Origin of the sequence: Crocinitomix algicola (genome assembly GCF_001661595.2) — a bacterium.
Taxonomy (GTDB): Bacteria; Bacteroidota; Bacteroidia; order Flavobacteriales_D; family Crocinitomicaceae; genus Crocinitomix; species Crocinitomix algicola.
Genome location: NZ_LYPF02000004.1, coordinates 72295 through 89902 on the forward strand (window position 1 = coordinate 72295; position 17608 = coordinate 89902).

At 35.6% G+C, this 17608-nt stretch carries 14 protein-coding genes; 9 read left to right on the forward strand and 5 right to left on the reverse strand.

What is annotated here, in order from left to right:
• Positions 1-26 precede the first annotated feature (26 nt).
• The 3 genes from leuS to A8143_RS03455 all read right to left on the reverse strand — a co-directional run bounded on the left by leuS (position 27) and on the right by A8143_RS03455 (position 3928).
• Positions 27-2795 carry a leucine--tRNA ligase gene (gene leuS / locus A8143_RS03445; RefSeq protein WP_066756321.1) on the reverse strand — a complete coding sequence of 923 codons (2769 nt, stop codon included), beginning with the start codon at positions 2793-2795 and terminating at the stop codon, positions 27-29.
• A 76-nt stretch (positions 2796-2871) separates the two neighbouring features.
• Entirely contained in the window at positions 2872-3252 is a 381-nt protein-coding gene (locus A8143_RS03450; RefSeq protein WP_070137446.1) for a hypothetical protein, read from the reverse strand.
• 70 nt (positions 3253-3322) lie between these two features.
• A complete protein-coding gene (locus tag A8143_RS03455; protein ID WP_066756329.1) occupies positions 3323-3928 on the reverse strand; it encodes a superoxide dismutase in 606 nt (201 codons plus the stop codon).
• A gap of 124 nt (positions 3929-4052) precedes the next feature.
• Here A8143_RS03455 and A8143_RS03460 point away from each other — a divergent pair, with 124 nt between their 5' ends.
• The 3 genes from A8143_RS03460 (at position 4053) to A8143_RS03470 (ending at position 8882) form a co-directional block, all read left to right on the forward strand.
• On the forward strand, positions 4053-4364 hold the full coding sequence (locus A8143_RS03460; RefSeq protein WP_066756332.1) for a hypothetical protein: 312 nt from the start codon (positions 4053-4055) through the stop codon (positions 4362-4364).
• Positions 4365-4554: 190 nt separating this feature from the next.
• The gene (locus A8143_RS03465; protein ID WP_066756335.1) at positions 4555-7248 is read left to right on the forward strand and encodes an AsmA-like C-terminal region-containing protein; all 2694 of its coding nucleotides are present in this window, start codon (positions 4555-4557) and stop codon (positions 7246-7248) included.
• Between the two features lie 38 nt (positions 7249-7286).
• Positions 7287-8882, forward strand: coding sequence for a sensor histidine kinase (locus tag A8143_RS03470; RefSeq protein WP_083261196.1), 1596 nt, complete (start codon positions 7287-7289; stop codon positions 8880-8882).
• Here the strand turns inward: A8143_RS03470 and mce are convergent.
• Both mce and A8143_RS03480 read right to left on the reverse strand, forming a co-directional pair.
• Complete coding sequence (gene mce, locus A8143_RS03475; RefSeq protein WP_245676455.1) at positions 8879-9283, reverse strand: methylmalonyl-CoA epimerase; 405 nt, start codon at positions 9281-9283, stop codon at positions 8879-8881. The two genes, A8143_RS03470 and mce, sit on opposite strands and share 4 nt — an antisense overlap.
• 64 nt (positions 9284-9347) lie before the next feature.
• Positions 9348-10157, reverse strand: coding sequence for a T9SS type A sorting domain-containing protein (locus tag A8143_RS03480; RefSeq protein ID WP_066756338.1), 810 nt, complete (start codon positions 10155-10157; stop codon positions 9348-9350).
• Positions 10158-10363: 206 nt separating this feature from the next.
• On the opposite strand from A8143_RS03480, the gene A8143_RS03485 reads away from it, so the two are divergent.
• The 6 genes from A8143_RS03485 (at position 10364) to purD (ending at position 17608) form a co-directional block, all read left to right on the forward strand.
• The gene (locus tag A8143_RS03485; protein ID WP_083261197.1) at positions 10364-12115 is read left to right on the forward strand and encodes an ABC transporter substrate-binding protein; all 1752 of its coding nucleotides are present in this window, start codon (positions 10364-10366) and stop codon (positions 12113-12115) included.
• Positions 12116-13240, forward strand: a complete 1125-nt coding sequence (gene hemW, locus A8143_RS03490) for a radical SAM family heme chaperone HemW (protein WP_066756343.1) — start codon at positions 12116-12118, stop codon at positions 13238-13240. It begins immediately after the preceding gene.
• 51 nt (positions 13241-13291) lie between these two features.
• Positions 13292-13771, forward strand: coding sequence for a GAF domain-containing protein (locus A8143_RS03495; RefSeq protein ID WP_066756346.1), 480 nt, complete (start codon positions 13292-13294; stop codon positions 13769-13771).
• A complete protein-coding gene (locus tag A8143_RS03500) occupies positions 13768-15363 on the forward strand; it encodes an Ig-like domain-containing protein (protein ID WP_083261198.1) in 1596 nt (531 codons plus the stop codon). Before A8143_RS03495 ends, A8143_RS03500 begins: the two co-directional genes overlap by 4 nt.
• A gap of 3 nt (positions 15364-15366) precedes the next feature.
• A complete protein-coding gene (locus A8143_RS03505; protein WP_066756352.1) occupies positions 15367-16227 on the forward strand; it encodes an FkbM family methyltransferase in 861 nt (286 codons plus the stop codon).
• Between the two features lie 94 nt (positions 16228-16321).
• Positions 16322-17608 carry a phosphoribosylamine--glycine ligase gene (gene purD / locus A8143_RS03510; protein WP_066756354.1) on the forward strand — a complete coding sequence of 429 codons (1287 nt, stop codon included), beginning with the start codon at positions 16322-16324 and terminating at the stop codon, positions 17606-17608.

The window sequence follows — 17608 nt, forward strand, 5'->3', positions numbered from 1 at the left end:
AGTTTTAAGTCGTCATTAAAATTTGACTAAATAACGATATTCACAATCCTACCTGGAACAACGATCACTTTTTTAGGTGTTTTTCCGTCCAAATATTTAGCAGATTGGTCATTAGTTAATACCGCTGCTTCAATATCTTCTTTTGACATATTGGTAGGTAACGGTAATTTAAACCTCATTTTACCATTAAAAGAAACAGGATATTCAAACTCTGCCTCTACTAAAAAGTCTGGATTAAAAGTTGGGAATTTTGCTTTTGTTATGCTTTCTTTATTTCCTAATTTCGCCCAAAGCTCTTCTGCAATATGCGGTGCGTAGGGAGAAAGTAAAATCAATAATTCACCAAGTATATTTTTGTTATTGCATTGCTGCTCTGTCAGCTCATTAGTTGCAATCATGAAGTTAGAGACGGCAGTGTTGAAGGAATAACGATCCAAATCTTCTTGAATTTTTTTAATGGCCTTGTGTAGCGTTTTTAGTGATTTTTTATCAGGCTCCCCCTCACTTACTTCAAAATTATTATCGGCATCGTGGAATAATCGCCACAGTTTACGCAAGAAATTGTGAACTCCGTTAATTCCTTTTGTGTCCCAAGGTTTCGCTTGCTCTAAAGGACCTAAAAACATCTCATAACAACGCAAAGTGTCTGCGCCAAACTTTTCAACCAATTCGTCTGGTGTTTGCACGTTGTATTTTGATTTGGACATCTTTTCAACTTCGTGTCCACAAATATATGTACCATTATCCTCTAAAATAAAGGACGCGTCTTTGTATTCAGGGAGCCAATTTTTAAATCCATCAATATTTAACTCATCATTATCGACTAAATGGATATCAGCGTGTAAACGAGATGTAGCATACTCCTTTCTTTTACCAAAACTCACAAACTTACCTGAGTCTTTATCTCGATAAACAAAACTACTCCTCCCCAAAATCATTCCTTGATTAATCATTTTCTTAAAAGGTTCATTGAACGAAATGAATCCCATATCGAATAAAAATTTTGTCCAAAAACGAGCATAAAGAAGGTGTCCGGTAGCATGTTCAGAACCTCCAATATATAGATCGACTTGGTTCCAATAATCTGCTTTTTCTTTAGATACAAAGACTTGCTCGTTGTGAGGGTCCATATACCTTAAGAAATACCAAGAAGATCCAGCCCAACCAGGCATAGTATTATACTCCATTCGATCACCTTCAAAGACATTCCAATCTTCAGATTTTGCACGTGCCAAAGGCGGTTCACCGTCTTCGGTCGGCAAGTATTTATCTACGTCGGGAAGGGTAACCGGCAGTTTATCATCTTCAACTAAATAGGGGATTTCATCTTTGTAATAAACTGGAAATGGCTCTCCCCAATACCGTTGTCTTGAAAAAACGGCATCCCGCAAACGATAATTAGTTTGACCTTTACCAAAGCCACGTTTTTCAATCTCGTAAATGGCCAGTTTTATAGCTTTTTTAGCGGGTAAATCAGTTAAGAAGTCGGAATCTGTTATCGTAGCGTCCTTTTCGGTGTATGCACTTTCCGAGATATCCACATCTTTAAAAATATTCTTGATTTCAATGCCAAAATGATTCGCAAAATCATAGTCACGTTGATCTCCGCAAGGAACAGCCATTACGGCTCCTGTTCCATAACCAGCAAGTACATAATCCGCAATCCAAATTTCAATTTTTTCACCAGTAAAAGGATGTAAAGCATATGCTCCAGTGAAAGCTCCACTGATAGTTTTTACATCTGCTTGACGATCGCGTTCAGTTTTTAAACTGGTTTGTTTTTGATAAGTTTCAATCGCTTCTTGACGATCAGCAGTTGTCAATTTTTTTACTAATTCATGTTCAGGTGCAAGCACCATAAAAGATACGCCAAAAATAGTGTCTGGTCGAGTGGTGAAAACTTCAATATCTTCTCCTGTTTCAGTTTTAAAAATTACCGATGCACCGACTGATTTTCCAATCCAATTTTTTTGTTGGTCTTTTATCGAATCGGTCCAATCAACATCAGCTAAATCGTTGATTAATCGTTCTGCATACGCTGTAATTCGCATACTCCATTGACGCATTAGCTTTTGCTCAACCGGATGTCCACCTCGCTCAGAAACTCCATCTTTAATTTCGTCATTTGCTAAAACGGTTCCTAACGCAGGGCACCAATTCACCCAAGAATCCGCTAAGTAGGTTAAACGATAGTTCATTAAAATGGCTTGTTGTTCTTTTTCTGAAAAACCTTTCCAATCTGAAGCGGTAAATCGCTCTGTTTGATCGGTGGCTGCATTTATCTCACCATTACCCTCATTCTCAAAAATAGCAACGAGCTTATCAATTGTCTCGGCTTTATTCGTTGTTTTATCATACCACGCATTGTACAATTGTTTGAAGATCCATTGTGTCCATTTGTAATAGTTGGGGTCTGAAGTTCTTACTTCTCGGTCCCAATCAAAAGAAAAGCCTATTTTATCTAATTGCTCTCTGTAACGAGCTAAATTTTGTTCGGTAGTAACTGCGGGGTGTTGACCGGTTTGTATGGCATATTGTTCGGCCGGTAATCCGAAAGAATCGTACCCCATTGGATGAAGTACATTAAACCCTTTTAATTTTTTATAACGCGCGTAGATGTCAGAGGCAATATAACCGAGTGGATGACCAACATGTAAACCTGCACCAGAAGGATAAGGGAACATGGATAAACCATAATATTTTGGTTGGTCTGTTAAGTCTTTTGCGCTATATGTTTTATGTTCGCGCCAATAATTTTGCCACCTTTTTTCTATTTCTTTGAAATTATAATCCATGTGAATTGCGTGTTTAAAGCCACAAAAATAGCAATTCCTTTGCGGAATATAGAAGAGGGATTTTAATAAATTGAGATTAATTGTTGGGGTACCCTTGGTCTACCCAGCATTTCATGATTTGAAAGGCTTCTTCGGTTAAAGAATCAATGTCGAATTCATTAGGTATTTGGGGCATGGTTCGTTCGACAAAAACTTCGTTTTGCCAGGTTCCTCCAACGATTTTAGCTTTTATAGCATCATAATCATCAATCCAAGCGTCGTGGCAACCTGTTCCAGGTCCAAGTCCCGTTTTACAAGAAGCTTCTATGATAGGGATTATGTCAGAAGTATAAGAGATTATCGTCTCACATTCTCCAGAAGCCACACTGGGATGAACGGTTTTATCTTTTAAACAAGCGATACATGCAAAACAAGTTACACTTAAAGCCATAATTAAGGTTGCGTTGAATTGACTCATACGCATAAATTTACAAAAAAACCCGAAGACCATTGCGGTACTTCGGGTTTTAATTTTTTTGAATCTTGGATTATTTTCCAGCTTCAAATCTTTTTGAAACTTCTTCCCAATTAATTACATTGAAGAATGCATTTACATAATCCGGTCGTCTGTTTTGATACTTTAAATAATAAGCATGTTCCCATACATCCAGACCTAATATTGGTGTTCCACCGCAACCAATTCCAGGCATTAATGGGTTATCTTGATTGGCTGTTGAACAAACTTCAACTTTACCTCCTTTTTGTACGCAAAGCCAAGCCCATCCTGATCCAAATCGAGTTGCAGCAGCCGTTGAGAACGCCTCTTTGAAAGCGTCAAAACTTCCGTAAGCATCATTGATAGCATCAGCTAAAGCACCAGTTGGTTGTCCACCACCATTTGGTGACATTACTTGCCAAAATAAACTATGGTTATAAAATCCACCACCGTTATTTCTAACTGCAGGCGTATCAATGCAATTTGCCAATATCTCTTCAATGGTTTGGTTAGCCATATCAGTTCCTTCAATAGCTCCATTTAATTTAGTGGTATATCCATTATGGTGTTTACCATGATGAATTTCCATTGTTTGTTTGTCAATATGTGGTTCTAATGCGTCATGCGCATATGGTAATGCTGGTAATTCAAATGCCATTATATATATGTTTTATAATTAAAAAATAAACTCTCTCAAATTTAGTAAGAATAGGAGGAATAAATAGCGAAAAGGCTAAAAAAATAAAGATTTTTATATTTTTGAATAAACTAAATAAACCAAGATGAAAAAATACGGATTTTTAATGATGTTAGCAGGGACTATTGCACTAACATCTTGTGGAGGTAATGAGGAGGCGTCTACCGAAGAGCAAATTCAAAAAGAGGTGGAGAAGAAAACCAATGACATGATGAACAATCTTATGGACGAAGGATTGGACAAAGCCATCAATGAAGTGACCGAGCAATTAGCAGATTCAACGTCGAAATTGAATGAGATGATGGACACACTTCAAACAGTTATTGAAAACAATCAAGAAGAGATTGAAGAAAAAGTAAACGAAGGATTAGACGCTTTAAATAAGTCTATGAACTAAGTTCACGAATTGTTTTTTACCAACCTCAGCCGTTTAATATGGTTGAGGTTTTTTTGTGGTATAGTTTTTCTAATTCTACTAACTTTTTAAGGTTGAAAAAAACCGTAACCTGTTGGTTTTTCTGCACTATTATTACAATATCTTGCAAGTTGTTTGTGAGTAATGGTGTGTATAACTGAAGATTTTGATAATGAACGGATTAAGAAAGTTGTGGAAAGGATTTAAGAAGCTGGTTTTTTGGCTATTCTTCATCGGGCTGTTTTTTATCACCGTAATTACTGTTATTCTTCATCTTTATCAGGATGATATTGAGGCGTATGCTATTGCCGAACTCAATAATCATCTCACAACAAAAGTGGAAGTAAGAAATATGGAGGTTTCTATGTTTTATGATTTCCCCTATACTTCATTAGGTTTTCAGGGAGTTTTGATTAAGGATGCATTTACCGAAGTAAATTCTGAAGACACCATGCTTTATGCGGATGAATTGTATTTTCATTTTAACTTATTGGATATTTGGAGGGGAAATTATAAAGTCAAATCGGCGAGTATTCACAATGGTCAAGTCAACCTAAAAACAACCAATACTGGAGATGTAAATTATGGGATTATCGAACCTAATAATGATTCGGTTGATACAGATGAAAATTTTCAATTTCTCTTGGATAAACTGCAAGTAGAAAATATGAATTTCGGTCTTGTAAACCGGTCTACAAATCAAGATTACCAAATCTTAATTAAAAAAGGAACTGCAAAAGGTGATTTTGCGGCAAGTAAATATGAACTCGAAGCGGATGCCGACCTGTTCATTAAACGATTAAAAAGTGGATCACTTTCTTTAATCACTGACAAGTCGGCAAATCTGAATGCAGCTATGGATATTGATATTGAAGCACTTTCGTACAAGTTTAAGAAAGGTGATTTGAAAGTTGATGAGATGCAATTTCAAGTTTTAGGAGATATTGATTCAAATAAAATCGATTTAAATATTAACGGTCAAAACATCCAGGTTGGACAAGTGGTAAACAGTGTGTTTCCAGCGGATAAATTGAATAATAGAGCTTATATAGGTGAAGGTTTAGTAGATTTTAAAGGTGAAATTTCAGGACCAATATCAAGAACAGAAATGCCATCAATTGAAGCGGATTTTGCAGTAAAAAATGGAGCCATATTGGAGTCTGAAAGTAAGCTAAAAGTGCATTCTATTAACTTGATTGGGAGCTATATGAATTCGTACAAGGATAGAATGGAGTCATTAACTTTTGATTCATTCGAGTTAAAATTACTAAGGAGTTATTTAAAAGGAACCGGTAAAATTGAAAATTTTGTTCAGCCCACCTTTATGACGAATGCACAGGGAGACGTTGATTTGGCGGCATTTAATCAGTTTTTTGGATTTGATGGAGTGGATAAGTTGAAAGGCCAAGTTCGATTTAATTTAAGTTGCTTGATGAAGTTTTTTGATCCGGAATACCGAAAGGATAAATTCCAAATTTTGTCTTCAAATGGACATATATCAATGGAAAATGTTGTCTTTAAAGGGAACGAAAGTGATCTTCATTTCACCAATATTACAGGAGAATTATTCGTGAAAGAAAAAGATGCTGCAGCGAAAGATTTAAAAATTAAAACCTTGCATTCGGACCTTACCTTAAACGGTGCGATGAAGAATATTGTGGGCTATGTTGACGGGTCATCTAATTTAGGTTTAATCGCTTCGGTAGAAGCTAATCATATACTATTGGATGAGTTTTTAGGGACACCGAATAAGGAAAAAGATGGTCCCCTTTCAATGTTCGAATTACCGGCAGATTTAAACTTAAATGTGGAATTAGATATTGGACAATTGAATTGGGAAAATCATCAATTTGATAAAATTTCAGGACAATTTTTGCTAGCAAATCGAAAAGCAACTGTAAATCAAATTCAATTATCCACATTGGGTGGGAATGTAAGAGGAAAGTTGAGTTTGAATAATTTGTTGGAGAATGGAAATATCATTGATGGTAAATTAACTTACACGGATATAAATGTAAAAAAACTGTTTAAGGAATGGGATAATTTTAAACAAACCTCAATTACGAGTGAGCATCTATCAGGACGTGTAAATGGATCGGTTGATATTTTACTATTATTTAACCCCTATTTCTCTATCGTTGAAGAGCAAATTATTGCCGTTTCGGATATAAAAATAATGGATGGTGCACTAACTAATCTTGAAACAATGCGCGCCATTACGGATTATATGAGGAGTAATAAAGGTTTAAAATTGATGCTCAACAAGCACATCGATAAATTTGAAGACAAGCTAATGAACCTTAGATTTTCTGAGCTGCATAATCGGATAGAAATTAAAGACCGTAAAATTACTATTCCAAAAATGACGATCAGCACAAACGCATTGGATGTGAATTTGTTTGGATGGCACGATTTTGATAATAATATCGAGTATCACTTTAGCTTCCGGTTCCGAGATCTAAAATCAAAACCTACAACAACAGAGTTTGGAACAATTGAAGATGACGGTCTTGGACTCATTGTCTACCTTACGATGTCAGGTTCGATTGAAGATCCAACATTTAGTCTGGATAAACAAGAGCGTAAAAATGAAATAAAAGCCAATATCGCCAACGAAAAAGAGAGTATGAAATCCATGTTAAAAACTGAGTTTGGACTTTTCGAAAGGGACACAACAATCAAGAAACATCAAAAAGATAATAAAAAGGAAGTTGAGTTTATTTTTTATGATGATGATGTTGAAGAAGATTCTTCTGATGAATCTAAAAAGAAAAAGAAAAATAAAAGTCGTGTTGGTAAGTTTATTGACAATCTTAAACAAGAAGATAAGGAGGACAATGAGGATATTCAATTTGTTCCAGAATAATTTGTATTTTTCTTCGTTATTCCCGCAAGGTTAATGGCATGAATTTATATCATAAAAAACAACGTTGGAAACTTGCCTTAGTTGGAATTGCAGTCGTCATGGTTGCAGCTTCATTATGGTTTTCTTCTCAAATTGTAAAAAAGGTACAAGACAAGGAGCTGGATCGTGTTCAGCAATGGGCGGATGCAGTCAAGCGAAAATCAGAACTCGTAAACCTTACTAATTCTACCTTTAACGAGTTGTCTGCTTCGCTAAAGGAATTACAAGAAAGGGATAGAAAAAAGGTTGAGATGTGGTCTTTAGGGATAAAAGAGGTTTCAAAAACATTGGATGATTATTCTTTTGCGTTTAAGGTGATGACTGAGAATGGTGGGATGCCCATGATTCTGACTGATATGCAAGAACGTATTGTGAAGGACCATAATATGGGAGCCTTGGATCAGAAAATAAAAAATAAACTTAAACAAGAACAACCAAATCTGCCTAAGGAAGCAGTTGACTCTTTATTTAAAGTGATAAAAAACGATAGTTTAGAAAGTGCAATTGCGTTTTGGCGCCAATTCCGAGAGCCAATTGTTCTCAACGTTTATGAGAATGAAAAACAGAAGATTTTCTATTTCGATTCAATTTATTATCGAACGGTTAAATTAGAGGAGCTTCAACGTAATCGTGATTCCTTAAGTCAGGCGTTTACAGATGAATTAATAGAAAATGACCATTTGGTTCCGGTGATGTTTATTGACAAGTCGACACGTGAAGTAATTGCCACTAATATCCAAGAATACGATTCAACAAATACAGAACAGATAATTGATGAACTCGCAGCGCAAAATAATCCGATAGCTGTAAAGTTGAGTGATGATAGTGAAGGTATAATTTACTTTGAATATTCTCCCGAAATCACGCAGATGAAGTATTTTCCATATGTTCAGTTTTTGATTATTGGATTGTTTGTGTTGATTGCATATGTTGTGTTTAGTACCTACCGTAAAGCAGAACAGGATCAAGTTTGGGTAGGTATGGCAAAAGAAACAGCACATCAGCTTGGAACACCAATTTCATCTTTAATGGCTTGGAATCAATTGCTCGAAGCGCAGGGTGTTGACGCTTCAATCACCAAAGAGATAGATAAAGATATTGAACGTTTAAGTGTTGTCACCAACAGATTCTCTAAAATTGGTTCGGAAGCCATATTAGAAGAAGAAAACATGGTCACTTTAATTACCGACATCACCAATTATTTAAGAAAAAGAATATCATCAAAAATTGAACTGGTTTTTGAACCAAAAGATGATAAAGTGATGGTTAAAGTCAATAAATCTCTGATGGAGTGGGTTTTTGAAAATATCTCTAAAAATGCCGTAGACGCTATGGATGGTAAAGGTAAAATCACATTTTCAATTAATCGTCTTGAAGATGAGGTTTTTGTAGATATTATCGACACTGGAAAAGGTATCCCAGCAAATAAATTAAAGACCGTTTTTCAACCAGGGTATACAACCAAAAAACGAGGTTGGGGCTTGGGATTATCTTTGGTAAAAAGAATTGTAGAAGATTTTCACAAAGGTAAAGTCGTTGTCCTAAAATCGGATTTAAACGAAGGAACAACATTTAGAATTACGCTCAAGGCTTAACCCTTATCTTGGCATAATTCTATTAATACACTATTGGTTGACTTCGGATGTAAAAATGCAATCCTTTTATTGTCTGCACCGTCTTTTGGTGTTTCATGTATCAAGACAAATCCTTCCTTTTTTAACCGGTCTAATTCAAAATTAATGTCGTCAACTTCAAAAGCTAAATGATGAATACCTTCCCCTTTTTTACCAATAAATTTTGCAATTGAGCTATTTTCATTACTCGCTTCTAGTAATTCAATTTTTGCACTACCCGTTTTAAAAAAAGATGTTTTAACTCCTTCCGATTCTACAGCTTCTATTTTATAATGGGCTTCACCAAATAAAGCACTAAATAAATCATTTGATTCTGATAGGTCTTTAACCGCGATACCAATATGTTCTAATCTCATTCCCATAGCTGTGCAATAAAAAAATCCGTCACGATTGTTCGAGACGGATTCAATGTAACGTTAATTTTCTTTATTTCTTGATGAACTTTTCGTTCTTATTGTCAAAGTTAATGTAATATGCTCCTTTTTTTAGATTGGAGCAGTCAACTTCAGATCCTACGCCTTTCTTAACGATATTACCGTAAGCATCATAAATCTCGTACTTCGTCTCCACAGGTTTGTTATTTGAAGTAAATTTAATCGAACTCTTCACCATTTTTGGTGATACTTCAATAACATCTAAAGTTGTGTTTTCAAATGTAACTGACTCCGAAGGTCTTTTTTGACCTGTATTGTCCGTTTGCGTTACTCTTACCTTGTTTTCTCCAGAATGAGGAGTTACATTAAAAGTATAGGCATTCGTTCCTGCTTCACCAACACCATCAACTTCTCCAACTGCAACCCACTTATTCCATCGATACTGCTCAACCACAAAAGGTAACTTTCCAGACTCTCCGGTTGTAGTCCATGAAAGTGCACCATCAGGGGTGCAAGAGATAGACTCAATGTCAAAAGTACTTTTCGGTAAAAGCACTTCCTTGTTTAACACTTTGGGCTTGCAACCTATACCATGTTCGAGAACAATAAATACAGGGTCACCTATTTTTAAACCAAAAACTGTAAAGTCTATTTCAAATGCACTAGACTGCAGGCCGTCAATAATTGGGTCACCGTTAACAGTAGCCTTTGTAACGCAGAATCCAAATCCATCCTCATCTTCAGGATTTTGGACATATAAATTCTTTCCTTGATAATGACCTTCTAGCGATAAATCCGCGTATGAGGAGAATGTTCCTCCCAAGAAGACTAGTAGAAATAATACCTTGTTTTTCAATAACATCTTAAAAGTATGCGTTTTTTGAATAGATAATCAATATGCAATAATAAAGTTTAGTTTAGTAATAAACAAGTGAAATGTTTTATTTTTTTAAAGGCAATCTTGTTCATACTCTTTGATTTAAATTATTCTCGCTGAGATACAACTTCTAAAAAAACGGTTATATTTGGGAGTCAATAAGAATAGAGTAAAACTTAGCGCAATTAATTATGATGAAGCATTTTCTCTCTTTCGTTGCTATCACTGCACTAGTGGGGTGTGGAGGAAGTAAAGAAGAAACTCAAGATCAAAATAAAACCATTGAAAAGGAGAATCACTACGGAGGGGTATTTCGAATGCCGCTTGAAAGTCACTTTACATCGACTCGAATTAACGAGTTGAAGAAGTTTGAAGAGTCTCAAATTTACTGGCAAATTTTTGATGGTTTGGTTAAGTACGACCCTAAGACTTTGGATATAGAGCCTGCAATTGCTGAATCATGGAGCGTTTCTGCGGATGGTTTAACCTATAAATTTAACTTGCGGGATGATGTCTTTTTTCACGATAATACTTGCTTCGAAAACGGTAAAGGACGTCGAGTTCAACCGTCAGATGTAAAGTATACTTTTGAGCAAGTTTATGCGAAAAGCCCTAATAATTCGGCCTATTCCGTTTTCAACCACACTATTTTAGGTGGGGATGAATTCCATGAAGGAAAAGTCGATTCCATTGCCGGTATTCAGCTCGGTGAAAATACTGTTACTTTCACATTGCAAGAACCGGGCTTATCTTTTATTCAAAAATTGGCAACGGTTTTTGGCTCGATAATAGCTCCAGAAGCTTTTAATGATGATCAGTTTTTATTGGTTGGAACAGGGCCTTTTATTTTTGATGAATTAAACTCTGATTCGGCTATTGTTAGGTTAGCGAGAAATCCAAAATACTATACGAAGGATGAAAATGGAGACCAGCTTCCTTATTTGGATAGTGTTACTTTTTCATTGTATGACGATGTAAACGAGCAAATGGACGAGTTTTGGGAGGGGCATTTGTCGTATATCAGAAAGGTGCCAGTAAACAAATTGTCCAGTGTGTTAGATGATAAAATTGACGACTTTAAAAATAAGCCTCCTAAATATATTTTACATAGCGAACCTGAGTTAGCCACAACTTACCTTCAACTCAATATGACGACACCTGTCCTGAAGAAAAAGAAGGTTAGAAAAGCACTAAACTATGCGATAAACAGGAATAAAATTGTCGATAAAATCATAAAAAACCAAGCTTATGGTGCAGGTCAGTATGGTATTACACCACCATTAAAAAAATCGTTTGAAGAATATGATTTTGAAGGAATTAAAGATGTGTCATATTCGTACAATCCAGATACTGCCCGTGCTTTATTAGCTGCTGCAGATTATCCGAATGGTAAAAATTTCCCAACCTTAGAGATGCAATTCCGCCAAGGTGGAATAGATTATTTAATAGCATCTGAAATTCAAAAACAGTTGATTAGTGTGTTAAACATCAACATCGAAATTAGCGCAGTGGATTTTAATGTAATGCTGGATAACAAGTCAAAAGGAGAAGCTGACATTTTTAGGACCAATTGGGTAGGTGATTATCCAACTCCTGAGGCTTTTCTTGCGAATGCTTATGGTAAAGTTATTCCAAAGTCTAAAAAACATCCATCGTTTTTAAATACTTCACGCTATCATAATAAGGAGTTTGATGAGCTATTTGAAAAAGGGGCTGCAGCATCTGATGCGAAAGAGGCGCTTAAGTATTTTAACCAAGCTGAAAAAGTATTGATGGAAGATGCCGTATTTATTATTTTATGGTATGGTGAGGACATGGCGCTAGAACAAGCAGCCTTAAGAGATTATGATTTAAATAGCATCGGTTATATTGATTTGAGAAGTGCGCATTTTAAAACGCCTACGGCAGATGAATATGTTGATGCCTCTGAAGATAAAAAGTAGATGGCAGGAATTTATGTGCACATACCTTTTTGCAAGGTAAAGTGCCATTATTGTGATTTTCACTTTTCAATCCAGCAACATAACCTCAATCAACTGGTTGAGGCAATTGAGATTGAATTAGTGAGTAGAAAGGATTATTTGGATAACGAATCCGTAAAAACAATTTACTTTGGTGGCGGTACACCCAGTATTTTAGAACCCAAACTAATCGAAGGACTCCTCAATAGAATTTATCAAAATTATTTTGTCGAAGAGGATTGTGAAATAACCTTGGAGTGTAACCCAGACGATCTGTCTGAGGAAAAACTTTTTTCTTTAAAATCGTTAGGAGTGAATCGTTTGAGTGTTGGTGTTCAGTCTTTTGATAATCAGATTCTAAAGTTCATGAATCGAGCGCACTCTAAACAACAAGCAATTCAGTCGATCGAACGTGCAATGGCTTGTGGAATTTCAAATATTACTATCGATTTGATTTACGGTGTACCCAATACAACTATAAAAAGTTGGGAAAAAGAACTTTATCAAATGTTAAATCTGGGTGTCCCTCATCTCTCTGCATATTGTTTGACGATTGAACCAAACACTGTTTTTGGAAATTGGCATAAAACGGGGAAATTGGAACCGCTAGCTGATCAAATTAGCTTAGATCAATTTCAGTATTTAATGGAATTTATGAGTTTGAACGGGTATGAACAATATGAAATTTCGAATTTTGCAAAGCCAGAAAAAATTTCAAAACATAATTCAGCCTATTGGAAAGGGGACAAGTACTTAGGCGTTGGTCCGTCCGCACATTCCTACAATCAAATAGAACGTGGATGGAATATCGCTAATAATCCACGCTACATAAAAAACATCCATAATGAAGAGGCAATTTATACTGCAGAAAAACTCTCTACCCAAGATCGTTTTAATGATTATGTACTTACAAGACTGAGAACAAAATGGGGACTTGTTCAGCATGAGATGGAGGAGATTTCTGCAAAAGATGCCGAAAAAGCTGTGAAAATTCTTAAGGGCTATATACAAAGCGGAGAAGTGTTGTTAAAAGATGATCTTTTCCTGTTAACAAACAAAGGGAAGTATAGAGCAGATGGAATTTCAGCAGATTTATTTGCAGATTAAATTGAAATTAGCCTAATTAAAATTGTGTATTTTTGCCCACAAATTTACAATATGTCAGAGGAGTTACAAACAATTGAAGGGAGCAAGAAAGAACAGTATAAAACTTTAATTCCTCAGCTAAAAGCATTAATAGAAGGTGAAGACGATGTGGTGGCTAACTTATCAAATATAGCAGCTGCTTTACGGCAAACCTTTGGTTTTTTTTGGGTGGGGTTTTATCTTGTAAAAAATGATGAACTTGTTCTAGGACCTTTTCAAGGTGATATTGCATGTACACGAATTCAAAAAGGAAAGGGAGTGTGTGGAACAGCTTGGGCTAATGAGACTTCAATTATTGTTCCAAATGTTAATCAGTTTCAAGGACATATTGCTTGTAGTAGCCAAAGTCAATCAGAAATTGTTGTTCCAATAATAAAGGATGGAAAAGTTCGTTCAGTAATCGATGTTGATAGTAAGGAGTTAGATGACTTTGATGAAATAGATCAGGTTTATCTTGAGGAACTGGCTAAAATATTAAGTGATTTGTTTTGAGATTGCATACAGTTAAATATAGTATTGTAGGTTTTATATTTTTATTCGTTTATGGATGTGCGCAAATAAATCCGTTAGATGGAGGTCCAAAAGATGTTTATTCACCTAGAATTGATACTGCAGGTACAAACCCTTATAACGGGCAAACCTCTTTTAAAGGGGATCGCGTTGTTTTGAAGTTTTCTGAGTACATTTCGTTGAACAATCCATCTGAAAATATTATTATTACTCCACAGTTAAAAGAAGATCCTACCATTGCGGTGAAGAATAAAAAACTGACCATTCAGTTTAATGAAAATTTACAAGAGAATACAACGTATACTCTTAGTTTTAATCATGCCATTAAGGATATCACAGAACAAAATGACTCCGTGTTTCAATTCGTTTTTTCTACGGGGACATATATTGATTCTTTAGCACTAAATGGAACGGTAACCGATGCTTTTACAAATCAAAAACAAAAAGATTTTTTGGTTGGTTTATATGCGCTTAACGATACAATTGATGTCGATTCAATTCCTTTTTTAACACGACCAATTTATTTCGGTCAAACAGCTGAAAACGGCCGTTTTTCGTTGCGTTATTTAAAGGAAGGTCAATATCATTTGTATGCCTTTTTAGATCAAAATAGAAATTTATTATTGGATCCTTCTGAAACCAGAGCATTTATGGTGGAAGATAAAATACTCGTTAAAACGGATACACACGAGGTGAACCTAACGGCCTTTAAACCCTTTAATCCATCAAGCAAATTATTAAACACCAAATTTGAATATCCAGGTAGGGTAGAATTAGTTTTTAGTAATCCACCAAATGAATATAACTTATCTTCACAGATGGATCTGTTACAAGAAAATACAGGTCGAGATGATTCTTTAGTCTTTTGGTTGGAGGATAATCCAGTTCCAAAAATGCAATTTTATTTAGCGATTGAGGATGCTGTCGATACGCTTAAACCTTTGTATCAAACAGGTCCAAAACTCAAAAAGAAAATAGGATTGAACGGTGTGACAAATTTGATAAAAGGCGAGTTACTTCCGAAAACTAAATTTAAAATCACTTACCCTGAAGCCCTAGAAAATTTCGATTCAACAGGAATTCATTTTTACAATAGTGATTCAATTGATATTGAAGGTGTTCAAGTGAGTATTGATAATCAGCGGAGCCTTGTTTTTGAAGATTTACCGAAGGAAATTTCATGGGTGGCCATCGATTCAGGAGCTGTGTTTTCAAGGTATGATCATTACAACCTAACAGATGATTGGTGGTCTGTAAAGTTATTAGATTCAACCTACTTCGGTCATCTTATACTTAATATGGATACAACTTACAGTACACCGGTATTGGTTGATTTATTAAATGAAAAAAACGAAGTGATTAAAACTCAAAATTTTGAACGTCAAATGAGGTTTGATAATTTAATTCCAGGAGACTATCAATTGCGCTTGATCTTCGATGATAATAATGATGGGGAATGGACTGGTGGTTCACTGAAAGAAAGAAGGCAGCCAGAAAAAGTGCTATACAATAATGAGTTAATACGAATCAAGTCAAAATGGGAAAAAGAAATTGACTGGTTCATGCAAAATTAGGCTATGGGAAGATTTAAAGATTTTTTAAAAAGTAAATTCTACATCTTAAAAGTAAGAAATCGCTTCTCTCCAGAAGTCCAAATAGGTCAAAGAAACTTGTTTTTAAAATATCAGAACTGGAAGAGTAAAGGTGTTTTTCCAAATATCAAAGATACAGGTTTTCGCGTTTTCTCCCAATATGAGGAGGATGGGAAGTTGCTCTATATTCTCGCTCAAATTGGAATGAAGAATAAAACGTTTATTGAAATTGGTTCAGATGATGGTATTAATAGTAATTGTGCAAACCTAGCTTTAAATTTCGGGTATTTCGGTTTGTTTTTAGATGGAAATCAAAGGAGTATAACACGTGGTGAAAAGTTTTATGGGAAATATCCTCACCCTTGGATGTATGCACCAAAATTTACATGTGCCAAAGTAACAGCTGAAAACATTAATTCCCTAGTTGCGGATGCAGGTTTGTCGGGTGAAATTGATTTACTTTCGATTGATATCGATGGAAATGATTACTGGGTATGGAAAGCCTTAAAACAAGTTAAGCCAAACATTGTAATTATTGAAACACATGTCGAATTTGGTATGCGCGATATCGTGGTTCCTTACGATCCAAATTATGTTTTCCCAGGTAAACATCCAGTCTATCATGGTGCATCTCCTATTGCTATGGTGAAGCTGGCCAAATCAAAAGGATATCGTTTGGTTGGTGCAAATGACTTAGGGTTTAATTTCATTTTTGTAAAAGAAGGTTTGGCTGAAGATGCATTGCCAGAAGTGGAGGTAGAATCGGTATTAAAACATCCTTCTGTAAAAGAATCTTGGAAAAGGTTTGAGCCAATAAAGGATTGGGAATTTATTGAAGGTGAATGAAATGATAGGGTTTTGGTAAAAAAACAATGAATTGTTGAAAAGTATATATCAAGAAACCCATTGCATTCCCTAAATTTGTGAAAAAATAGTTCAAATGAATGTATTGGTATTAGGTTCAGGAGGAAGAGAGCACGCGTTTGCTTGGAAAATTGCTCAAAGCTCTCAAATCGACAAATTGTTTATCGCACCAGGTAATGCAGGTACTGCCCAAGAAGGCACGAATGTAGACTTGGCTGTAGATGATTTTGACGGCATTAAAGCATTTTGTCTACAAGAGAAAATTGATTTCGTTTTTGTAGGTCCTGAATTGCCACTAGTAAAAGGAATTCATGATTTCTTTTTAGGTGACGAGGAGATTAAACATATTTCCATTATTGGGCCAAATAAGGAAGCTGCGCAGCTCGAAGGGAGTAAAGATTTTTCGAAGCGCTTCATGAAACGGCACAATATTCCAACCGCTAAATATCAAACCTTTACAAAAGAAACGTTAGACGAAGGTTATGCATTTTTGGAAAGTTTAAAACCTCCTTTCGTTTTAAAGGCTGATGGATTAGCAGCTGGAAAAGGAGTTTTAATTCTAGATAATTTAGAAGAAGCAAAAAATGAGTTGAAGTCGATGTTAACCGAGTCTAAGTTTGGAGCAGCTTCAAATCAAGTAGTTATTGAAGAGTTTTTAAAGGGGATCGAATTATCGGTTTTTGTAATTACGGACGGTACATCCTACAAGAAATTACCTGAAGCCAAAGATTATAAACGTATTGGTGAAGGGGATACCGGTTTAAATACTGGAGGAATGGGTGCCGTATCTCCTGTTCCTTTCGCAAACCAGGCATTTATGGATAAAGTGGAAAATCAAGTGATTATTCCAACCATAAAAGGTTTGAAAAAAGACGGTATAGATTATCAAGGTTTCATCTTCTTTGGACTGATGAATGTTAAAAATGACCCTTTTGTGATCGAGTATAATTGCCGAATGGGTGACCCGGAAACGGAAGTGGTTATTCCACGATTGAAATCAGATATTTTAGAATTATTCGAAGGCGTTGCGACACGAACTTTATCCGAAAGAGATGTTGAGTTTGATGATCGTACAGCAACAACCGTAATGATGGTGTCAGGAGGGTATCCAGAAGCTTACGAAAAAGAAAAGTCGATCACAGGTTTAACGGGTATACATGATTCTTTAGTGTTTCACGCAGGAACGAAAAAGGATGGCCCAACTGTATTGACTGCTGGAGGTCGTGTGTTGGCAGTTACATCCTACGGAAAAAACAAGGATAAAGCATTAAAAACAAGTTACGAAAATATCGAAAAAATAAATTTCGAAGGTGCATATTATCGTAAGGATATTGGTTTTGATATTAAAGAAGAAGAAGATTAA

What these genes read in the sequence shown, in the direction of transcription:
- leuS (WP_066756321.1), bottom strand. Translation starts at nt 2,795, where the DNA reads ATGGATTATAATTTCAAAGAAATAGAAAAAAGGTGGCAAAATTATTGG.
- A8143_RS03450 (WP_070137446.1), bottom strand. Translation starts at nt 3,252, where the DNA reads ATGAGTCAATTCAACGCAACCTTAATTATGGCTTTAAGTGTAACTTGT.
- A8143_RS03455 (WP_066756329.1), bottom strand. Translation starts at nt 3,928, where the DNA reads ATGGCATTTGAATTACCAGCATTACCATATGCGCATGACGCATTAGAA.
- A8143_RS03460 (WP_066756332.1), top strand. Translation starts at nt 4,053, where the DNA reads ATGAAAAAATACGGATTTTTAATGATGTTAGCAGGGACTATTGCACTA.
- A8143_RS03465 (WP_066756335.1), top strand. Translation starts at nt 4,555, where the DNA reads ATGAACGGATTAAGAAAGTTGTGGAAAGGATTTAAGAAGCTGGTTTTT.
- A8143_RS03470 (WP_083261196.1), top strand. Translation starts at nt 7,287, where the DNA reads ATGAATTTATATCATAAAAAACAACGTTGGAAACTTGCCTTAGTTGGA.
- mce (WP_245676455.1), bottom strand. Translation starts at nt 9,283, where the DNA reads ATGGGAATGAGATTAGAACATATTGGTATCGCGGTTAAAGACCTATCA.
- A8143_RS03480 (WP_066756338.1), bottom strand. Translation starts at nt 10,157, where the DNA reads ATGTTATTGAAAAACAAGGTATTATTTCTACTAGTCTTCTTGGGAGGA.
- A8143_RS03485 (WP_083261197.1), top strand. Translation starts at nt 10,364, where the DNA reads ATGATGAAGCATTTTCTCTCTTTCGTTGCTATCACTGCACTAGTGGGG.
- hemW (WP_066756343.1), top strand. Translation starts at nt 12,116, where the DNA reads ATGGCAGGAATTTATGTGCACATACCTTTTTGCAAGGTAAAGTGCCAT.
- A8143_RS03495 (WP_066756346.1), top strand. Translation starts at nt 13,292, where the DNA reads ATGTCAGAGGAGTTACAAACAATTGAAGGGAGCAAGAAAGAACAGTAT.
- A8143_RS03505 (WP_066756352.1), top strand. Translation starts at nt 15,367, where the DNA reads ATGGGAAGATTTAAAGATTTTTTAAAAAGTAAATTCTACATCTTAAAA.
- purD (WP_066756354.1), top strand. Translation starts at nt 16,322, where the DNA reads ATGAATGTATTGGTATTAGGTTCAGGAGGAAGAGAGCACGCGTTTGCT.